11 protein-coding genes are annotated in these 15671 nt (G+C 68.1%); 3 read left to right on the top strand and 8 right to left on the bottom strand.

The features are described from left to right. Nucleotides 1–130 precede the first annotated feature (130 nt). Both L2Y94_RS17965 and L2Y94_RS17970 read right to left on the bottom strand, forming a co-directional pair. Nucleotides 131–1039, bottom strand: a complete 909-nt coding sequence (locus L2Y94_RS17965; protein ID WP_247370525.1) for a LysR family transcriptional regulator — start codon at nt 1037–1039, stop codon at nt 131–133. Nucleotides 1040–1094: 55 nt separating this feature from the next. Beyond that, nucleotides 1095–2417, bottom strand: coding sequence for a carbohydrate porin (locus L2Y94_RS17970; protein ID WP_247370557.1), 1323 nt, complete (start codon nt 2415–2417; stop codon nt 1095–1097). Nucleotides 2418–2777: 360 nt separating this feature from the next. Between L2Y94_RS17970 and L2Y94_RS17975 the strand changes: the two genes are divergently transcribed. Both L2Y94_RS17975 and fdhD read left to right on the top strand, forming a co-directional pair. Then, the gene (locus tag L2Y94_RS17975; protein ID WP_247370559.1) at nt 2778–5111 is read left to right on the top strand and encodes an FdhF/YdeP family oxidoreductase; all 2334 of its coding nucleotides are present in this window, start codon (nt 2778–2780) and stop codon (nt 5109–5111) included. Next, nucleotides 5104–5958 (top strand): formate dehydrogenase accessory sulfurtransferase FdhD, encoded by an 855-nt coding sequence (gene fdhD, locus L2Y94_RS17980; protein ID WP_247370562.1) that lies wholly within the window; start codon nt 5104–5106, stop codon nt 5956–5958. Before L2Y94_RS17975 ends, fdhD begins: the two co-directional genes overlap by 8 nt. Before the next feature lie 43 nt (nt 5959–6001). On the opposite strand, the gene L2Y94_RS17985 is transcribed toward fdhD, so the two are convergent. From L2Y94_RS17985 to L2Y94_RS18005, 5 genes are all read right to left on the bottom strand, one after another. Then, nucleotides 6002–6337: a DUF7009 family protein gene (locus L2Y94_RS17985; RefSeq protein ID WP_247370565.1), complete on the bottom strand. Its 336-nt coding sequence runs from the start codon at nt 6335–6337 to the stop codon at nt 6002–6004. Continuing rightward, complete coding sequence (gene mobA / locus L2Y94_RS17990) at nt 6334–6867, bottom strand: molybdenum cofactor guanylyltransferase (RefSeq protein ID WP_247370568.1); 534 nt, start codon at nt 6865–6867, stop codon at nt 6334–6336. The genes L2Y94_RS17985 and mobA overlap by 4 nt, the downstream gene beginning before the upstream one ends. Beyond that, on the bottom strand, nt 6864–8057 hold the full coding sequence (locus L2Y94_RS17995; RefSeq protein ID WP_247370571.1) for a molybdopterin molybdotransferase MoeA: 1194 nt from the start codon (nt 8055–8057) through the stop codon (nt 6864–6866). Before L2Y94_RS17995 ends, mobA begins: the two co-directional genes overlap by 4 nt. Nucleotides 8058–8172: 115 nt before the next feature. Continuing rightward, a complete protein-coding gene (gene fusA, locus L2Y94_RS18000) occupies nt 8173–10239 on the bottom strand; it encodes an elongation factor G (RefSeq protein WP_247370574.1) in 2067 nt (688 codons plus the stop codon). 543 nt (nt 10240–10782) lie between these two features. Then, nucleotides 10783–13167 carry a membrane-bound PQQ-dependent dehydrogenase, glucose/quinate/shikimate family gene (locus tag L2Y94_RS18005; RefSeq protein ID WP_247370576.1) on the bottom strand — a complete coding sequence of 795 codons (2385 nt, stop codon included), beginning with the start codon at nt 13165–13167 and terminating at the stop codon, nt 10783–10785. Between the two features lie 125 nt (nt 13168–13292). Here L2Y94_RS18005 and L2Y94_RS18010 point away from each other — a divergent pair, with 125 nt between their 5' ends. Continuing rightward, nucleotides 13293–14273, top strand: a complete 981-nt coding sequence (locus L2Y94_RS18010) for an aldo/keto reductase (protein ID WP_247370579.1) — start codon at nt 13293–13295, stop codon at nt 14271–14273. A gap of 95 nt (nt 14274–14368) precedes the next feature. On the opposite strand, the gene L2Y94_RS18015 is transcribed toward L2Y94_RS18010, so the two are convergent. Then, nucleotides 14369–15658 carry a glycosyltransferase gene (locus tag L2Y94_RS18015; protein ID WP_247370581.1) on the bottom strand — a complete coding sequence of 430 codons (1290 nt, stop codon included), beginning with the start codon at nt 15656–15658 and terminating at the stop codon, nt 14369–14371. Nucleotides 15659–15671 lie beyond the last annotated feature (13 nt).

The raw sequence follows: 15671 nt of genomic DNA on the forward strand, positions 1-15671 counted from the left end.
GCCATCACGGTATGGCTGTGATGGTCGTCACCCCCGCCCGGGCGAACAACGCGATCCGCCGCTTATCTGATATGCATGAATTGCATGTCACCGTTCAAAACATGCATATGTTGCAATGCACAACGAGCCGTCAGGCGTCCGGGTTGAGCCGGCCTTCGGCGATCAGCTCGTCGACCAGTTCGAGCGCGCGCTCGGTGATCGAACTCATCGGACGCTGGGTGGGCGTGGCCACCACGAGGCGGGTCATGATGCTGGGCATCACGATGGGCACCGCTTGCAGGCCGTGGTCGCCACGACGGGCGAACAACGCGTTGCGCGAGAGCACGCCGTAGCCGAGCCCGCGCTCCACCAGGTCGAGCAGCGATCGCACGGAATCGATTTCCAGGCGGATGTCGAGCGCCACGCCGTACCGCGCGGCATCGGCTTCGATCAGCTGGCGCACCGAATGGAGCGGCGAGGGGATGATCAAAGGGTACTGGGCCAGCGTGGCCAGCGGCACCTTGTCCGGCATGCCTTCGCGCGAACTGCCGATGAGATGCAGCATTTCCGAATGCACGTGCCGGAAGCGCATGTTGGCGTTGACCGCCGGGTTGTAGAGCAGCGCGCAGTCCAGGCGCCCCAGTTGCAGCCATTCGAGCAGGCTCGCGCTGAGGGCTTCCACCACGCTGATCTGCGCGGCGGGATAGCGCTCGCGGAAGCGCGTGACCAACTCCACCGTGAGCAGCGAACCCACGCTCGGCGGCACGCCGATGGCGAGCTTGCCGCCCTGCACGCCACGCACGCTGCCCAGGGAAAGCCTTGCCACCTCCACCTGACGCAGGATGCCGCGCCCGTGTTCGACGAGTTCGCGGCCGGCCTCGGTGGGCACCACGCCGCGTCCGTTGCGTTCGAGCAGATGGGTGCCCAGCTCGATCTCGAGCTGGCGTACCTGGCGGCTGAGCAGCGACTGCGACACGTCCAGCGTCGCCGCGGCACGCGTGAGGCTGCCGAACTCGACGATGCGGATGAAGCTTTGCAGGTGTTTGAGGTCCAAGGTCACGGCGCACGGCAGCCTGTGTCGGCCCGATTATGGACCGTGACCCGTGTCATGCGTATCACGGGCTGCCGGGGCCGCCCAGGTTCAGCATCACGCGCAGGCCCACGACGATATCGTTGGACGACACCTTCTTCACGCCCACGGTGTTCCCGAGGATGTCCGGGTGCACGATGTACTGCAGGTTCGGCACGAGGCTCAGCGCCGGGGTCAACTTGTAGCTGTAGTTCAGTTCGGTCATCAGCTCGTCGCGCTTGAACGTGCCGGTGCCGTGGTTCTTCACGATGGTGTCGTTCTCGAAACCCACCGCCTTGCGGCTGAAGCGGAACCACGTGGCCTGGAAGCCGAGCGAATCCGTGGGCCGGGTGGCGGACAGGCCCGTCCAGAGGAAGCCCGCGGTGGACTGCAGCGTATAGGTCTCGGCATTGTCGAGCGGGCCGGTCAGCGAGCCGAAGACGGCGAGGTTGCGCGTGTCGCTGTTCGGGTCGGGCTTGTAGACCACCTGGTCGCCGAGCACGTAGAGGCCATAGCGCCCGCCGGCGTAGTTGCGCGCCGCGCCGCCCAGCAGCGCGCGGTGCTGGCCCTTCGCGTTGAGCTCGGGGTCGGTGAAGTCGGCCGAGTTGTACCAGCCGCCGATCTTCAGGTGGCGCGGGTACGGGTCGGTCTTGAACGAGGTTTCGTAACCCACCTCCACCGGCACCATCACGCCCGTGGAATCGTGGAAGCCCCACACCAGGCCGTGGTTGTTGCGACGCTCCGGATTGATCTCGAACGCACCGATCGACACGTAGCGCGCGTCGGGCTCGTATTTCACGCGGGCGCCCCAATTCACGTAGGGAAACCCGCTGAAGCCGCCGGTGGTGTTGGTGAGCTGGTAGGGACAGTCCGGCGCGCTGACGAAACGGCAGCCGTAGGTCGAGCGGGCGAATTGCCACGTGGCATTCATGCGGCCGGCCATGAGGTTGACGTGGTTGTCCCACTGCTGCTCCCAGCTCAGCTGGGCGAGCTGCCACTGGCGCTTCGGATACCAGTAGCCCTGGATCTTCTGGATCACGCCGATGTCGTCGGCCGCCACGCTGTGGCCGTAATAACGCGCGAAGGTGAGGCGGATGGTGCCGCCTTTGATGCCGAACAGCTTGCCCGTATCGAAGTCGGCACCGCCGACCGCGCCGCCGCCGTTGGTCGCACCGACGCGTTCGCCGCCACGCACGCTCGCGGCCCAGTCGTTGGCCCAGACGAAGCGCAGCTTCACGCCTTCGTCCTTCAGGCGCTCGACGACGTTGTCGTCGCTCTCCGGCGCGGTCGCGGGCACGGTCTGCGCGTGCGCGGCGGACGCACCGAGCAGTGTGAGAAACGCAAGAACGGAGACGAGACGGTATGACATGGACGTGGGTTCCCCCCAGCAAGAACGGGGGCATCCTCGCCGCCGCGCTCGTGTGGGAACAACGCGAAGCGGCGATTATCAGATATGCAAGTTACTCATGACTTTGGTTACGCCATGATGTTTGTGCATTGCACAATCCGTGGAACCGGGCGGCAAGACGGCTTCCACAGCCTAACATGCGCATTTTCGGCAAGATGTCCATGCGGTACCGCAACACGCCTCGCCAGGCCCCGGCGACCCTCGCCGTGGGCACCGGCCAGCGCCGGTGCCCACCACCGTGAAACCCGGTTTTCGCTCCGAGTCCCATCCGGTGTCGCGGGCGTAGAATGGCGCCACATTGCCACCATCGACGAGCGTGCCATGAGCGACACCAAGGTTCCCGGCATCGAGCCATACGACAGCCCTGCCGGCGGTTGGGGCGCTTTGGGCGCCGTGGCCCGCGCCCTCAGCGGCCAGATGGCCATCGCGCGCGAGTCCATGGCGCTGCACAAGGTCAACCAGCCCACGGGGTTCGACTGCCCCGGCTGCGCCTGGCCCGATCCGAAGGAGACCTCCTCGTTCGAGTTCTGCGAGAACGGAGCCAAAGCCGTCTCCTGGGAAGCCACCGCCAAGCGGGTACGCCCCGAGTTCTTCGCCAGCAACCCCGTGAGCGAGCTGTGGAAACTCAGCGACTACGCGCTGGAAGGCCTCGGCCGCATCACGCACCCGATGGCCTACGACGCCGCGACCGACACCTTCAAACCGGTGGAGTGGGACGAGGCCTTCCGCCGCATCGGCGCCGCCTTGCGCGCGCTGCCCGATCCGAACATGGCCGAGTTCTACACGTCCGGCCGCGCGTCGAACGAGGCCGCCTTCCTCTATCAGCTGTTCGTTCGCGAGTACGGCACCAACAATTTCCCCGACTGCTCGAACATGTGCCACGAGGCCACGAGCGTGGGCTTGCCCAGGTCGGTGGGCTCCGGCAAGGGCACCGTGACGCTCGAGGATTTCGACCACTGCGACGCGATTTTCAGCTTCGGTCACAACCCCGGCACCAACCATCCACGCATGCTCACCACCTTGCGCGCCGCCTCGCTGCGCGGCGTGCCGATCGTGGTGATCAACCCCCTGCCCGAGCGCGGCCTCGAACGGTTCACCTCGCCGCAGCATCCGGCCGAGATGCTCACGGGCAAGTCGACGCGCATCGCGTCCACTTACTACAAGGTGAAGGTCGGCGGCGACATCGCCACGCTCAAGGGCATGATGAAATCGCTCATCGCCGCCGACGAGCGCGCGCGGGACGCCGGCGAGGAACCGGTGCTCGACCACGAGTTCATCCGCGACAACACCCTCGGCTTCGACGCCCTCGCCGACGACGTGCGCCGCACCGAATGGGCCGACATCGAGCGCGCCTCGGGCCTCACCCGCGCGGAGATCGAGCACGCCGCGGACATCTACGCGCGCGCGAAGAACGTGATCGTCTGCTACGGCATGGGCATCACCCAGCACAAGCACGGCACCGAGAACGTCCAGCAGATCGCCAACCTCTTGCTCCTGCGCGGCAACATGGGCCGCCAGGGCGCGGGCATCTGTCCCGTACGCGGCCACAGCAACGTGCAGGGCGACCGCACGGTAGGCATCACCGAGAAGCCCAACGCCGAACTCAACGACGGCATCCGAAAGACCTACGGATTCGAGCCGCCGACCGCGCACGGTCACGACGCCGTGGCGTCGATCCTCGCCATCCGCGAAGGGCGCTCCAAGGCGATGGTCGCGCTGGGCGGCAATCTCGCCGTGGCGATGCCCGATACCGAGGAAACCTTCGAGGCGATGCGCAGGCTCGATCTCGCGGTGCACATCACCACCAAGCTCAACCGCTCGCACCTGCTGCTGGCCAAACAGTCGTTCATCCTGCCCTGCCTGGGCCGCACCGAACTCGACGAGCAGGCCGGCGGGCCGCAGTCGGTGACGGTGGAGGATTCCATGTCGATGGTGCACGCCTCCGCCGGCTCGCTGACGCCCGCGTCCGAGCACCTGCGCTCCGAGCCGTGGATCGTCGCCGGCATCGCCAAGGCCACGCTGCCGGCGACGAAGGTCGACTGGGATCGCCTCGTCGGCAACTACGACTTCATCCGCGACGATATCGAAAAGGTCTTTCCGATCTTCTTCGACTTCAACGAACGGGTGCGCGTGCCCGGCGGCTTCCGCCTGCGTGTCGCCGCCAGCGAGCGCGACTGGGCCACGCCGGAAAAGCGCGCGCACTTCCTGCTGGCACCGGGGCTGGACGAAGACCCCGGCACGCCGAAGAACGGCCTGGTGCTTACCACGATCCGCTCCCACGACCAGTACAACACCACGATCTACGGCCTGAACGACCGCTACCGCGGCGTGAGCGGACGCCGCGACGTGGTGTTCATGCACGAGAAGGACCTGGCCGCGCGTGGCCTGAAGCACGGCGACCGCATCGATATCTTCGCCACCGGCGCCAACGTGGCCGACGGCCGCCAGCGTGCGGTACGCGGCTACACCGCCGTGGCCTACGACATCGCCGAGGGTTCGGTGGCGATGTATTTCCCCGAGGGCAACGCGCTCATCTCGCTGGAAAACCACGACGGTCATTCGGGTACGCCCACCTACAAGTCGGTGCCGGTGCGTATCGAGGCCTCCACCTTGCCACCCGACCCTTCGCACCGGCGCAAGACCGCGCATGCGTGACGAGGGCGTACCGCCCGCCGGCTGCGCCACGCGGCCGGTGTGGCGCGTCGAGGGCGGCCGCATCGCGGAAGACGTCGACCGGCTCGCCGAGGAGGTGCCCGTCGCGATGCACGTCGACGGGGAACCGTTCGCGGTGATGATGGCCTCGCCCGTGGATATCGAGGATTTCGCGCGGGGATTCGCGTTGACCGAGGGACGGGTGGCGTCGATCGGCGACATCGCTTCGATCGACGTGCGCGAGGTGCTGGAAGGCGTGCTGGTCGATGTGCGACGGGCATCGCCGGCGAAGCCGCCTGCCACGAAAAGCGCGGAGCGGCTCATGCCGGGGCGAAGCGGATGCGGGATGTGCGGTTCCCGCGAACTCGAAGACGTCGTGCGGCATCCGGCGCCCGTCGCTGAAGGTCCCGTCCTCGATGCCGCGGCGGTCGAGCGCGCATTGCAAGGCCTGCGCGAACGTCAACCCATCAATGCCTTCACCGGTTCGGTGCACGCGGCGGCATGGGCGCGCGCGAACGGCGACATCGTGCTCGTGCGCGAGGACGTGGGGCGGCACAACGCGCTGGACAAGCTCATCGGTGCGATGAGCGTCGAAGGCATCGGCACGCGGGACGGCTTCGTGGTGATCACCAGCCGCGCGAGCTACGAGATGGTGACGAAGGCGGCCGTGGCGGGCATGGCCGTGGTCGTAGCGATTTCGGCGCCGACGGCGTTGGCGGTGCATCTGGCGCGCGAGTGCCGGGTCACGCTCATCGGCTTCGCGAGGACGGGACGGTTCAACGTCTATAGCCATCCCGAGCGTTTGCTCGATCCTGAATCGCGGACAGGGTCCGCTCCCACCCTTCGGTAGCCGACTTTCCTACCGAAGGGTGGGAGCGGACCCTGTCCGCGATTCAGGACTTGCGACGGCGCAAGCTATCCTTCACGTCGACGTCGAACAGCACCCGTGTCGCTGCCGTGTTGTTTCCCGAAATCTCGAATACCAAACCATCCTTGCTCGGCAACCGCGACTTCAATTCCAGCAGCTGCGCTCGCGGCACCTCCAGCCGCCACTCGTGCGCCGAACCGTCCAACGACACCTCCCCATCCGTCGCATCGATGGCGTAGCGCATCGTGAACGCTCTTCCGAACGCCGTGGACCCGAGCAGCGCCACGTCGCCGAGCAACTCCGCCAGCTCGTCTTCGTCGACCCTGATGCGGATCGTGTCGTTTTCCAGTTGCACCCTCATGCGTTCGCCTCCTGCCATTCGTCGGGGGTATTGCAGTTGACCAGCCCGCGCGTGTCCAGACCGTCGATCGGAAGCACGTCTCCCGCAAGCCGCGCACGCAACGCGAACGGTGAACGCCCTCTCGGATCGGCCTCTTCCATCATCCGCTCGAGCAGTCCACGCATGTCGTCGTCCAGGCGAAGCATCATGGGCATCGGATGCTGCGACCAGCACGCCGCACGCGCGGAGCTTGCCATCAGGGGCAAGAGCACGTCGGGATGAAGGCGCGGCATGTCCACGGGCACGATCAGCCATGCGCCGTCGGGAAGCACCGACGCGGCGCTGGCGATGCCGCCCAGCGGCCCGGCCTGTACGTAACGGTCCGGGATGCCTCCCGGCCGCGTGCCACTCACGTCCACGCGTTGCACACCGGACGCCCGCAGGATGCGCGTGGTGCGATCGAGCAGCGTCTCGCCATCGACGGTCAGCATGGCCTTGTCGCGGCCCATGCGCGAGGAGAGTCCACCGGCGAGGATGAGGCCGCCGATCACGGGGCGTCGGCGGGATCGAGCGGCCACGCGGTGACGACGTCGCCGAAGGCGTTCGCAGCCGTCAGCCAGACATCCGCACGGGTGAACGGCGCGATGCGATAGGCGGCCTGCACGGCCAGCAGCGACGCCTCCGGCTCCCCACCGTCGGAGCGGATGGTGCCGAGCTGGAAATGGTGCATGCCCTCGCGCACCGCCGGCGCCTCGGCCAGGCGCAGGCGAAGGGGTTGTTCCGGCGCCATGCCGGCCATCGCACGCAACACCGGCGCGGCGAAGAAACGGTAGCCGGTCGCCACCGCGATGGGATTGCCGGGCAGGCCGATCACCAACGGGCCGTCGTCGAATCGTGCGGCCATCAGGGGTTTCGCCGGACGGATCGCCACCTTGTGGAACAGCTCGCGCGCGCCGAGCGACGCCAGCGTCGTCGGCACGAAATCGAAACGTCCGGCGGAGACGGCGCCGGTGGTGAGAATGAGGTCGGCCTCGGCATCCAGCGCCACGCGGAGCGCATGGCGGAACGCATCGCCGGTATCCGGTACGCGAGCGCGGGCCACCACCGTCGCACCCCAGCGCGCGAGGCTCGCCATGAGATAAGGGCCGTTGGAGTCGTGGATGCCGCCCTCGGGTAGCGGGCCATCGGCATGCAGCTCACTGCCGGTGGTGATGACCGCCACGCGGGGTCGCCTCGCCACGGTGACGCCATCGACACCGAGGGCCGCGAGCAGCATGATCGCGGCGGCGTCGATGCGTTTTCCCGCCGGAAACGCGATGTCGCCGACGGCCACGTCGTCGCCGGCGCGACGGATGTTCAGGCCGGGCGTCTCGTCGCGAAGCAGGCGCACGACGTCGCCGTCGCGTTCGCAACGTTCGACGGGAACGACGGTGTCGAAACCCTCCGGGATGCGCGCGCCGGTGGCGATCTCGCAGGCTTCCGCGCCCGGATAGGCGGCCGTCGCATCGCCGGCCGCGTGTATCGCGGCGACGTGGAACGTGCGTCCCGCGCGCCATCCCTCGTCGGACACGCGCAAGGCGAAGCCGTCCATGGCCGAATTGTCGAAGCCCGGCAACGCGAGCGGGCTGACGACGTCGGCGGCAAGGATGCGGCCCATCGCGTCGTCCAGCCGCACGTTTTCATCGTCCAGGCGCGGCGTAGCGGCGATGAGCAGGGACAGCGCGTCGGGGTAGGCGATCATGGGGCAAGACTACATCGCCGGTACGATCGGCTCCCACCCCTCCGGTAGCCAGCTTGACGAAGCCTGGCCCCGGAGGGGTGGGAGCGGACCGTGTCCGCGAATCCTACGAAGCGCATCACGCGGACTTGCGCGACCCCTCCTGCACCGCCGCCGGCCGGTAGGCATGGAACGCCACCGTGGCCGACGCCCGTCCCTGGCTCAGCGAGCGCAACGCCGTGCTATACCCGTCGAGCTGGGCCAACGGCACGTCGGCGTCGATCTCCGTGCGTTCCTGGCGATCGGTGAGGTTGACGATCTGGCCGCCCCGCCGTTGCAGGTCGCCCAGCACGTCGCCCACCGCCACGCCCGGTGCGCTCACCGAGACGCGCATCACCGGTTCGAGCAGCACGGTGCCGGTCGCCTCCAGCGCCGCCTTCACCGCCATCTGCGCGGCACGATGGAACGCGCCCTCGTTGGAGTCCACCGCATGCGCCTGGCCGTCGAGCACCAGCACCTCGGCGCCCACCACCGGATAGCCGCGCGGCCCGTTCAGCAACGCCGAGTGCACGCCCTTCTCCACCGCCAGCTGGAACGGCTTGGGAATGACGCCACCCGTGGTGCGATCCTCGTAGCGGTTGGCGTCGCCTTCCACCGGCGACACCGACAGCACCACGCGCGCGTACTGGCCGCTGCCCCCGGTCTGCTTGGCGAGCTTGCCCTCCACGGGACCCGACGCGCGGGCCGGCGTTTCCTGGTAAGCCACGCGCGGCGAACCGGTGCGCACCTGCACGCCCCACTCGCGGCGCAGGCGTTCCACCATCACTTCCAGGTGGAGTTCGCCCATGCCCCAGACCAACGTCTCGCCGGTATCCGGGTCGGTGCCCACGCGGAAGGACGGGTCCTCCTGCGCGAGACGCGCCAGCCCGTTGCCGAGCTTGAGCAGGTCCGCCGATTTTTCCGGGGACAGCCGCCAGGAAAGCACCGCCGGTTGCGCCTGGATGGCTTCCAGCCGCACGCGATGCTGCGAGTCGGACAACGTCTCGCCCGTGGCCACGTCCTTCCAGCCCGCGATGGCGACGATGTCGCCCGCCTCGGCGGATTCCACCGCTTCGGTCTCGTCCGCGCGCACCACGGCCAGCCGGCCGACGCGCTGCACGCGATCGGTACCGCTGCGCCACACGGCGTCGCCGACGTGCAGGCGACCCGCATACACGCGCACGAAGGCCAGCGGACCATGCGATTGGTTCACCACCTTGAAGACGAGCGCGGCCAGCGGCGCGTCCGCGTCGGGCGCGACCGAAGTGTCGCCGTCGTCGGTGTGCGCGGGCACGGCGGGACGATCCGCCGGGGACGGCAGATAGGCCACGAACGCGTCGAGCAGCGGCTCGATGCCGACGTTGCGGAACGCCGAGCCCGGCAGCACCGGCTGGCCGAGGCCCGCGAGCGTGCCGCGACGCAAGGCGGCCATCAGTTCGTCGGCGTCGATGGGCCGTTCGGCGAGCCACGCTTCGGCCAGGGTCTCGTCGCGATCGGCCACGGCGGCCACCAAGTCGGCGCGCGCGGCGGCGTGCGTCGCGCGTTCATCGTCGTTCCATGCATGCACGCTCGGCTTGCCGGCGTCGTCGAAACGCCAGATGCGCTCGCCGACCAGGTCCACGAGCCCCACGATGTGCTCGCCGTCGATCACCGGCAACGCCACCACCCACGGATTCGCGCCGAGCTTGTCGCGCATCTGCGCGACCGTCGCGTCGAAGTCCGCGCCGGGGCGATCCATCTTGTTGACGAACGCCATCAGCGGCACGCCATGGCGGCGCGCCTGGTGCCATACGGTTTCCGACTGCGGCTGCACGCCGGCGACGCCCGAAAACACCACCACGGCGCCGTCGAGCACGCGCAGCGAGCGCTCCACCTCGATGGCGAAGTCGATGTGTCCGGGAGTATCGATGAGCGTGAGGCGATGCGGCTGGCCGCCTTCCGGCGTCCAGTTCGCGCGCACGGCGGCGGCGCCGATCGTGATGCCACGCTCGCGCTCCAGTTCCATGTGGTCGGTGGTCGTGGCGCCGTCGTGCACTTCGCCGGTGCGATGGATCGTGCCGGTCTTGTAGAGCAGGCGTTCGGTCAGCGTCGTCTTGCCCGCGTCGACGTGCGCGATGATGCCGAGGTTGCGCCAACGGCCGACGGGAATGGTGTCTCGGGTACTCATGGTTGAACGGTTCCTTCAAGGATCGCCAGGGGCTCGATGCGTGGGGCTCGAGCGAGGCACTCCCCGAGGCTTTCCCGTCGCCCCTGGCGTGAGCGGAACGGGTCAGGATCGGGGTTCGCGGCGGTTCTTCATGGCACGTTGCTCCGGTTTCGAGAGGCAAAAAAAAGCACCCTTGCGGGTGCTTTTGGGTATTCGGCGGGAATCGGGGCGACGTCTTACGACGACGCTCCGCCCGACCCGGCGCGCGCGCACCCGCGACGCGCCCGGAAGGCGATCGTTGGCAGGTGGATCAATGCGTGCTTGCACGGGGACATGGATGGCTCCGGGTTCGAGGGGCGGATGCTACGCCGGCGCTTCGCTGGCGGCAACCGCTGGTTCGCTATGTAAGGACGCAATACCGGGTTTCAAGGGATGAGGGCCGATGACCCTTTGCCGATACGATCGGCTCCCACCCCTCCGGTAGCCAGGTCGCCGGGTTTCGGCGACCTGGCTACCGGAGGGGTGGGAGCGGACCGTGTCCGCGAATCCTGCGAAGCGCTACCGTCAGGGCAACGCATACGCCATCACGTAATCCCCCGACCGCGTCCCCAAGCCGCTGTGCCCACCAGCCGCGATCACCACGTACTGCTTGCCGTTGACCGAATACGACATCGGATTGGCCTGCCCGCCCGCCGGCAGGCGAGCCTTCCACAGCTCCTGGCCCGTGCGTTCGTCGATCGCGCGCAGGTAGTCGTCCGCCGTGGCGCCGATGAAGACCAGCCCACCGCGCGTGGTCATGTTGCCGCCGATGTTGAAGATGCCCGTCGGCAACGGCGCGTTGACGTGCGTGCCGAACGGTCCGGTATCGCGCGTGGTGCCGATCGGACGTTCCCACACGAGCTTGTGCGTGACCAGGTCGATGGCGGCCAGCGTGCCCCACGGCGGCGGATTGCACGGCACGCCGATGGGATTGAGCCACGGATGCACCTTGCCGACGTACGGGGTGCCGTATTGCGGGGCCAGTCCACCGCCCACCGGCGGCTCGTTGCCCGTGCCGTCCCACGGCTTGACCAGTCCCTTCGCTTCGGCGGGCCCACGTGGCGCGAGGCTGATCATGAAGGGGATGTAGTTCGCGTTGGCGATCACCAGCTTGTTGAACGGATCGATCGATGCGCCGTGCCAGTCGATCACGCCGTCGAACGCGGGGTACACGATGGTGTCGCTCAACTGCGGCGGCGTGAACTGGCCCTTGTAGACCGCCTTGCGGAACTGGATGCGGCACATGAGCTGGTCGAACGGCGTGGCACCCCACAGCTTGCGCTCGCTGAGGTCCTCGGGCGTGAGCGACGGCATGCCGGTCGAATACGGCTGTGTCGGCGAGGTGTGGTCGCCGGGCACCGCACCTTGCGGCACCGGCTTTTCGGTCACGGCCGTCACCGGCTGGCCGGTGCGGCGGTCGAGCACGAAGAACTCGCCGCGCTTGGTGGTCTGCACCAGGGCGGGAATCGTGCCGCCGGCGCCGGGCAGGTCCACCAGCGACGGGCCGGTCGGCACGTCCATGTCCCACAGGTCGTGGTGCGTGTTCTGGAACACCCACTTCGGCTCGCCCGTCTCGATGTCCAGCGCCACCGTGGAACTGGAGTACTTCTCGTCGAACGGACGGCGATGCCCGCCGAAGTAATCGGGGGTGGCGTTGCCCATGGGCAGGTAGACCATGCCCAGGTCCGGATCGGCCGTGTACACGCCCCACGCGTTCGGCGTGCCGCGGGTGAGTTGGTCGTTCGGGCCAGGCTGCCAGTTCTGCGGATCGTGGCCGACGTCCCAGGCCCAGACGAGCTTGCCGGTGAGCGGGTCGAACGCGCGCACCGCGCCGGACGGTTCGTTCTCGGCCTGGTTGTCGTACACCCAGCCGCCGAGGATCGCGCGATCCTTCAACACCAGCGGCGGCGAGGTCACGAAATGGAAACCGGCCGGCACGTGGCCGAGATACTGCGTCAGCGAGACGAAGCCGTGCTCGCCGAAGTCTTCGCACGGCTTGCCGGTATCCGCGTTCAACGCCATCAGTCGCGCATCGAGCACCGGGGCCAGGATGCGGCGCGGACAGTCGGTGGTCGTGCCCGCCGGCGCTTCGTAATAGGCGACGCCGCGGCAGGCGAGGTAGACGTCGGCGTCCGTGTTCGCCTTGGGATCGAAGCTCCACTTCTTCTGCCCGGTCGCCGCGTCGAACGCCACCACCCAGCTGTGGCCCGTGCAGACGTAGAGCGTGTCGCCCACCTTGATCGGCGTGTTCTCGAAGTTGAACTCATGGCCCGCGTCGGTGCCGCCCTTGTCTTCGCCCGGGCGGATCGTGTCGCCGGTGCGCGCCGTCCAGGCGAGCTTGAGGTTCTTCACGTTACCCGCGTTGATCTGGTCCAGCGGCGAGAACCGGTCGCCTTTCGCCGTGCGGCCGTAGAACTGCCAGTCGCCATCGGGCACGGAGGTATCCGCGCCATCGGGAAGGTTGCGTGCCACCGCTTCGCCGCGCGTACCCACCGGCTGCATGAACCCCGCCGTGCCGACGGCGATGCACGCCAGCACGGCGACGATCACGGCGACGGTGCCTCCGCGCCTCGGCGTCAGCCTGCGGCGGACCCAGGGCATCAGCAGGTAGATGCCCAGCAACATCGGCACGAACAGGCGCGGTTCGAGCGACCACCCGTCGAGGCCCACTTCGCCGACGGCCCACACGACGGTCGCGAGCAGGGTCAACGCGTACAACCAGAGCGCCCCCGACGATCCACGCCACAAAAGCACGCCGGTGGCGAGTACCGCCGCACCGGCGATGAGGTAATAGAACGAGCCGCCCAGGGCGACCAGCCAGACGCCGCCCGCGGCGAGCAGGAACCCGAGGATGGCGATCGCCGCGCCACTGATGCGTGGCGGGCGAGGTGATGAAATGATCGTCGACATGGCGCTTCTCCGAAAGAACGTGCGACTCGCAGCACGTCGCGCCGGGTCGCGCTAAGCTGATAAAGATAACCACGGCAGGTATAGGTGCCGTGTAGATCGTCTTTTCTCCCCACGGAGCTATCCCCATGCGATACGTCAAGTTCGGCAAGACAGGCCTCGAGGTGTCACCGCTCGTGCTCGGCTGCATGACCTACGGCATTCCCGACCGCGGCAACCATGCATGGACCCTCGACGAAGAGCAGAGCCGACCGTTCATCCGCAAGGCGCTCGACCTGGGCATCAACTTTTTCGACACCGCCAATGCCTATTCCGACGGCACCTCGGAAGAAATCGTCGGACGCGCGCTGAAGGATTTCGCGCGTCGCGACGAGGTGGTGATCGCGACGAAGACGTTCTACCGGTGGGGCAAGGGGCCGAACCTCGGAGGCCTCTCGCGCAAGGCGATCTTCCACTCGGTGGACGATTCGCTGTCGCGTCTGGGCACGGACTACGTCGACCTTCTTCAGATCCATCGCTTCGACCCGACCACGCCCGTCGAGGAAACCCTCGAGGCGCTGCACGACGTGGTCAAGTCGGGGAAGGCGCGCTACATCGGCGCATCGTCGATGCACGCATGGCAGTTCGCGAAGATGGTCTACACCTCGCGCCTGCACGGGTGGACGGAATTCGTGAGCATGCAGGACCACTACAACCTCCTCCAGCGCGAGGAAGAGCGCGAGATGATCCCGTTCTGCGTCGACCAGGGCATCGCGGTGATTCCGTGGAGCCCGCTCGCCCGCGGCCGCCTCACGCGCGACTGGGACGAAACCAGCTTCCGTCAGGACAACGACGTGTTCGGCGGCACGCTCTACAAGAGCACGGAAACCTCCGACCGCGCCATCGTCGGGGCGGTGAAAAAGGTCGCCGAAGAACGCGGCGTGCCGCGCGCGCAGGTGGCGCTGGCGTGGGTGGCGCAACGTCGTGGCGTTACCGCGCCGATCGTGGGGGCATCGAAGCCGCAGCACCTGGACGACGCGGTGGCGGCGATCGAGCTGACGCTTTCCGGGGAAGAGGTCGCGATGCTGGAAGGCGCTTACGCGCCGCATCCGGTCGAGGGATTCCAGTAGGCCTCGCTCCGACGGTTCGCCGATGCGATCGGCTCCTACCCCTTCGGTCGCCGCCTTGCTACCGAAGGGGTGGGAGCCGATCGCATCGGCGAATCCTACGGAGCCCGACCACCACGATGCATCGCCCCTTCGATGGCATCAGCCGTATTCCGTGTCCCGTCCTCGACGCGCAGACGGTTGGATGCACGCATCGCCCGGTCGCGAGTCAATGCTTCGCCAAGAAGGCCACGAAGCATGACCGCGGCCCGATCCGCCCGATACCTCCACGCGGGCAACACCGCTCCCACGCCCAAGCGCGCGATGCGCGCTGCATTGTCCGGCTGGTCGAACCCGTGAGGCACCACGAGCGAAGGCCGCCCCGCCCGCAATGCCTCATGCGTCGTACCGATGCCGCCGTGATGCACGATCGCGGCGGCGCGCTCGAACAAGGCACCGTGGGGTGCGTAGTCCACGGCAAATACGCTCTCGTGCCATGCGCCCAGGCGCTCGCGCAGCACCGGTGACCCCGTGAGCAACACCGCACGCCGATCGAGCATGCGTGCCGCTTCCATGCTCTCGCGCAGGAACGCCTCACCCGCATGCACCGCCGCCGAGCCCAGGGTGAACACCACCGGCGGCGAGCCCGCGTCGAGAAACGCACGCAGCTCCGCGTCGAGCAGGCCGTCGCCCGGTGCATACCGGCACCAGCCCGTCAGCGTCGTACGCCCTGGAGCGTCGGCAGGCAGGGCCCCCAGCAACGGCGAATACATCGCCAACACGCCATCGCGCGCGTGCTGCCCGCGATGGAACGGATCGCCCCAGGCCGACACGGGCGCCAGGCCCAGCGAACGCCGGAAGTTCCGTACCGGCGCCGTCCACGTCGACGTCACCGCCTCCGCCGCGCGCCGCAACCACGCGCCACGCCGGGGTGAACCCCGCAGGTAGCGGTCGAGCCAGGCCACGCCCGTCGCGGGTGGATCGTCGGCGGACAGGAAGACCGTCGGCGACAACACGGCCGACAACCACGTGCCGCGCGAGGTCTCGCCGAGGATCTGCCCCGCGAAGGCGAGCGTCGTGGTGACGATGGCATCGGCCTCCGCGCACGCCGGCGCGAGGGCCGCGTAACTCGCCGCTACGTCGGCCGCGGCCAGGTCTCGCACCACGAAGCGCGGCCCGCGCAGCGGATGGAAGGCCTTCGCCGCGAAGGCGGCCTTGTCGTCGGGTTCGGCGATGCCGCTCGCCGTCACGAACCCCAGGTCGGCCTCGGCCACCGCGGCACGGTGCATGGCGTGGGCGCCCACCGTCACGCGGTGGCCGCGCGAGGCCAGCTCGCGGCCCACGGCGAGAAAGGGAAACAGATCGCCCTGCGATCCGACCGTGGCGAACACGATGTGCCGTGGCTTCATCCGCCCATGGTGA

The organism is Luteibacter aegosomatis, from assembly GCF_023078455.1.
GTDB classification, from domain to species: domain Bacteria; phylum Pseudomonadota; class Gammaproteobacteria; order Xanthomonadales; family Rhodanobacteraceae; genus Luteibacter; species Luteibacter aegosomatis.